We start from the raw sequence: 4793 nt of genomic DNA on the forward strand, positions 1-4793 counted from the left end.
CTGTACATGTCGTCGGCACGCACAATGTCATGATCGGCCGCGTCATCGACGTCCGGCACGGCAGCGGCGGCTCGGCCCTGCTCTATGTCGACCGCAGCTATACGCAGCCCACGCGGCTGGGCAGCTTTGGCGGGTGAAGCCGGGCGTCAGACGGGTTGGGGGCGGAAAGGCCTCCGCCTATCCCGTACGCGGCCGTGCCATCAGCCAGTCTTTCACCCCCGCCGATCCAGCCTCGCCACCAGCCGGTCCCCCGCCCACTGGATGCCGCAGACCAGGATGATCAGCACGATGACCACCGCGATCATGACGGACGTCTCAAATCGTTGATAGCCGTAGCGGATGGCGAGGTCGCCGAGGCCGCCGGCGCCAATGGCGCCGGCCATGGCCGAGGCACCGATCAGCGTCACCAGCGTCACCGTGAAGCCGGCGACGATGCCGGGCAGGGCTTCCGGCACCAGCACCTCGCGGATGATCGTCCAGCGGTTGCCGCCCATGGCGCGCGCCGCCTCGATCAAGCCACGGTCGACCTCACGCAACGACACTTCGGCAATGCGCGCGTAATAGGGCGTGGCGGCGATCGACAGCGGCACGATGGCTGCCCATGTGCCGATCGAGGTGCCGACGATCAGCCGCGTCACCGGGATCAGTGCCACCAGAAGGATGATGAAGGGCACCGAACGGAAGCCGTTGATGACGGCGCCGAGCGCCCGGTTCACCCACAGGCTTTCGGCAATCCCGCCGCGTTCGGTGGCGATCAGTGCCAGGCCGAGCGGCAGGCCGAAGACCAGCGAGATGAGGCCGGAGGCGGCTGTCATCAGGACGGTTTCCCAAATCGAACGCAGCAGAAGTTCAAACAGGATCGGCGACATGGCCAAGCACCTCCACCCGCGCCTGGCGGGTCTTCAGGAATGTGATGATGTCAGCGAGATGATTTGCATCGCTGCCGGGAACAGACAGGAACAGCGTGCCGACGGGCTGTTGCTGGATATGGTCGATGCCGCCGTGGATGAGGCGGAAGGCGCCTGGAACAGCCGTGGCAAGGTCGGACAGCAACGGGCCGCGTGCCGCATCGCCGGCCACGTCGACGCGCAGGATCGTCTCCGCGCCGGCCGCCGGCAGCAGCCGGGCCGCCAGTTCGGCTGGCAGCTGCGGCCGGATGGCGCCGAGCAGGCTTTTGGTGATGTCTGATTGTGGGTCGGCAAACACCGACCAGACCGGCCCTTGCTCGACGATGCGCCCGGCGTCGATCACCGCAACGCGGTCGGCGATCGAGCGGACCACCTCCATCTCATGGGTGATCAGAAGGATGGTCAGCCCAAGCTGCCGGTTGATGTCCTTGAGAAGGGCGAGGATGGAGCGCGTTGTTTCCGGATCGAGCGCCGAGGTGGCTTCGTCCGACAAGAGCAGCGCCGGGCGTGCTGCCAGCGCCCGGGCGATGCCGACACGCTGCTTCTGGCCGCCCGACAGTGACGCCGGATAGGCTTTTGCCTTCTCGGACAGGCCGACGAGGTCGAGCAGTTCGGCGGCGCGCTTCAGTCGCTCGGCCTTCGAGCGGCCCTCGATCTTCAGCGGCAGCGCCACATTGTCTTCGACGGTCTTGGCCGACAGCAGGTTGAAATGCTGGAAGATCATGCCGATGCGCCGCCGCAGCGGCTGCAGCTCGCGCTCGCCAAGCCGGCTGATCTCTCGGCCTTCGATGAACACCTCGCCGGAGTCAGGCCGTTCCAGCCCGTTCAGGCAGCGGATCAGCGTCGACTTGCCGGCGCCGCTGCGGCCGATGATGCCGAGGATCTCGCCCTTGCGCACGGTCAGCGAGATGCCGTCGAGCGCCGCTGTCACACCGAAGCGGCGCTTGAGCTCGACGAGGCGCACGACGTCCTGAGACGGGTCGGGCCGGCCATGGGTCGGATCGGCGGTTTCTCCGGATGCCGTGATATGCTGGTTCATGAATGTTCCTGTTCCCGAAAACGCAATCGCGGCCCGCGCCTGAGCGCGGGCCGCTGTTGCTCTCGAACCGGGCTTCCGGTCGACGATCGGATCAATAGGCGCTGAGGCCGGTGCCCTTGTAAACCTTGTCGAACTCGGCCTTCACCGCCTCGTTCTGATAGGAGGCGACCAGCGTCTTCACCCAGGCTTCGTTCTCGTTGCCAGCCTTCACCGCGATGAAGTTGCGGTAGGGATTGTCGGCGATCGGCTCCTGCGCGATGCGGTTTTCCGGCGTCAGGCCGCTTTTCTGCGCCCAGTCGGTGTTGACCACCGCGGCGTCGAGATCCTCGACCGAGCGGCCGACAATGCCGGCGTCCAGCTCCTTGATCACCACCTTCTTCGCGTTCTCGGCGATGTCGGCGGTGGTGGCCAGAATACCGGTGCCGTCCTTCAATTTGATCACGCCTTCATTCTGCAGCACGCGCAGCGCCCGGCCTTCATTGGATGGATCGTTCGGCACGCCGACGACCGCGCCCTCGGGCAGGTCGGCGACTGCTTTGTACTTCTTCGAGTAGAGGCCGATCGGCCACACGCCGGTATAGCCGACGCGCACGATATGATACCCTTGAGTCTTGATCTGGTTGTCGAGATAGGGCTGGTGCTGGAAGGCGTTGGCGTCGATTTCGCCGCGCTCCAGCGCCTCATTGGGCTGGGTGTAGTCGTTGAACACCACGGTTTCGATGGAGAGGCCCTTTTCGGCGGCCTGGGCGACGACGACTCGCCAGACATCCTCGTCCTCACCGCTGATGATACCCACCTTGATCGCCTTCTTGTCCTCGGCGAACGATGCGCCGGGCGCCATCAGGCTGCCGATCGCCACGGCCGAGGCGAACAGCAGAGCAAGGCCACTGCGCCGGTTGACGGTTGACCCCGGGGAAGATGGCAAAGTGTTCTTGAAGTCGGACATGATTGATCTCTGTGGTTGTGAAGTCATTGCAGCGAGGCGGATTGCCTAGCCTTGGTCACATCCTCAGAAATTCTATCGTTTATATCAAAGAACGGGTTTCGCCGTTCTCGCCAAAGCCGGGAATATTCTCTCAAAATTTTCAAGAGCGTGAGCAAAAGCCGCCGCTTGACCGGCCGCAGCGGGTCGCGGCGCGATCTTGCGCGCCTCTGGAGGTCGTCAGATTCTCAGAGAGCCCGGCGTGCCGTCAAAGCGCGATCCACGCCGTCTTCAGTTCCAAATATTTCTCCAGCGCGTGAAGCGACTTGTCGCGGCCGAAACCGGACTGCTTGACGCCGCCGAGCGGCACGGTGATGTCGGCGCCGCCGTAGGTGTTGACGTGGACGACGCCGGCATTGATGGCGCGCACCATGCGGTGTGCTGTGGAGAGGTTGGCGGTCCACACCGCCGAGGCGAGCCCGTAGACGGTCGAATTGGCAAGCCGCACCGCCTCCTCCTCGGTCTCGAAGCGCATGACGCCGAGCACCGGCCCGAACACCTCCTCGCGGGCAAGCTGCATGTCTTGCGTGACATTCTCGAAGATCGTCGGCGCCATGTAGCTGCCGCCGGTCTCGGTGAGAATCCGCTTGCCGCCGGTGACCAGCTGGGCGCCTTCTTCCGTCGCCCTGGCAACGAAACCGAGGTTCTTGTCCAGCTGTTCGGCGCTCGATACCGCGCCGACATCGCTGGTGAGATCGAGCGGATCGCCGACTTTGAGCCGCGTGGTTGCCGCGACAAGTTCGTCCATGAAACGGTCATAGACCGCTGACTGGACCAGGAGCCGCGAGCCGGCGACGCAGACCTGGCCGGAATTGCGAAAAATGCCGTTGGCCGAGACGACCGCCGCCTGTTTCAGGTCTGAGGCATCGGCAAAGACGATGTTGGGCGACTTGCCGCCGAGTTCGAGGAAGACGCGCTTCAGATTGGAGCGAGCGGAATATTCGAGCAGCCGTCGACCGACCGGCCCCGAGCCGGTGAAGGCGATGGCGTCGACATCCATATGCAGGCCGAGCGCTTCGCCGGTGACCGCGCCACGGCCGGTGACGACATTGAGCACACCGGCGGGAAGTCCGGCCTCGCTTGCCAATTCGGCCAACCGCAGCAGCGTCAGCGAAGCGATTTCCGGCGGCTTGACCACCACGCAATTGCCGGCGGCAAGTGCGGGCGCGATCTTCCAGGCGCCGATCATCAGCGGAAAGTTCCACGGCACGATGACGCCGACGACGCCGAGCGGCTCCTTGTGGATCAGTCCGAGCACATTGTCGGCCGTTGGCGCGATCTCGCCGTAGACCTTGTCGATCGCCTCGGCATAGTAGCGGATGGTGCCGGCGGCCGAGAGCGGTTCGGACTTGTAGGCCATGCCGATCTCGGTGCCATTGTCGCGCACGCCGAGCACGGCGAGCTCGTCGGCATGCTTTTCGACCAGCTCGGCGAACTTCGTCAGCACCTTCTTGCGAAAGGCCGGCGCTGATCGCGACCACGAGCCCCTCTCGAACGCCTTGCGCGCAGACTTGACGGCGCGGTCGATATCGGCGGCATTGCCGTCGGCGATGCTGGCGAAAGGTCGGCCGTCGATCGGCGACGTCACCGGCAGGCTTTCGCCGCTTGTTGTCTCGATCTGCACGCCATCGATGAACAGGCCCCGTGCGCCGATCTCCGTCTGGCGCAGCGTGTCGATGGCATTCTGACTGATCATGGGTGACGGACTCCCAGGGAAACATGCAATGTGGTTGGCGCGCGGAATTCCCAGCCGCGAAACACCGGCTCCTTGCCAGGCACAAGGCTGAGATCGGGGAAGCGCAGAAGCAACAGCCTCACCGCAAGGCACATCTGCTCGCGTGCGAAAAACCGGCCCGAACAGAAA

At 64.6% G+C, this 4793-nt stretch carries 4 protein-coding genes; all 4 read right to left on the reverse strand.

What is annotated here, in order from left to right:
* Nucleotides 1–212: 212 nt before the first annotated feature.
* The 4 genes from EN749_RS30545 to EN749_RS30560 all read right to left on the reverse strand — a co-directional run bounded on the left by EN749_RS30545 (nucleotide 213) and on the right by EN749_RS30560 (nucleotide 4625).
* Complete coding sequence (locus EN749_RS30545) at nucleotides 213–869, reverse strand: methionine ABC transporter permease (protein ID WP_127266743.1); 657 nt, start codon at nucleotides 867–869, stop codon at nucleotides 213–215.
* Nucleotides 850–1947: a methionine ABC transporter ATP-binding protein gene (locus tag EN749_RS30550; RefSeq protein WP_128364555.1), complete on the reverse strand. Its 1098-nt coding sequence runs from the start codon at nucleotides 1945–1947 to the stop codon at nucleotides 850–852. The genes EN749_RS30545 and EN749_RS30550 overlap by 20 nt, the downstream gene beginning before the upstream one ends.
* A 91-nt stretch (nucleotides 1948–2038) precedes the next feature.
* The gene (locus EN749_RS30555; RefSeq protein WP_128364556.1) at nucleotides 2039–2893 is read right to left on the reverse strand and encodes a MetQ/NlpA family lipoprotein; all 855 of its coding nucleotides are present in this window, start codon (nucleotides 2891–2893) and stop codon (nucleotides 2039–2041) included.
* 244 nt (nucleotides 2894–3137) lie between these two features.
* Nucleotides 3138–4625 (reverse strand): aldehyde dehydrogenase, encoded by a 1488-nt coding sequence (locus tag EN749_RS30560; RefSeq protein ID WP_128364557.1) that lies wholly within the window; start codon nucleotides 4623–4625, stop codon nucleotides 3138–3140.
* Nucleotides 4626–4793: the final 168 nt, after the last annotated feature.

This window comes from Mesorhizobium sp. M7A.F.Ca.ET.027.02.1.1, assembly GCF_004022985.1.
Classification (GTDB): domain Bacteria; phylum Pseudomonadota; class Alphaproteobacteria; order Rhizobiales; family Rhizobiaceae; genus Mesorhizobium.

What these genes read in the sequence shown, in the direction of transcription:
- EN749_RS30545 (WP_127266743.1), bottom strand. Translation starts at nt 869, where the DNA reads ATGTCGCCGATCCTGTTTGAACTTCTGCTGCGTTCGATTTGGGAAACC.
- EN749_RS30550 (WP_128364555.1), bottom strand. Translation starts at nt 1,947, where the DNA reads ATGAACCAGCATATCACGGCATCCGGAGAAACCGCCGATCCGACCCAT.
- EN749_RS30555 (WP_128364556.1), bottom strand. Translation starts at nt 2,893, where the DNA reads ATGTCCGACTTCAAGAACACTTTGCCATCTTCCCCGGGGTCAACCGTC.
- EN749_RS30560 (WP_128364557.1), bottom strand. Translation starts at nt 4,625, where the DNA reads ATGATCAGTCAGAATGCCATCGACACGCTGCGCCAGACGGAGATCGGC.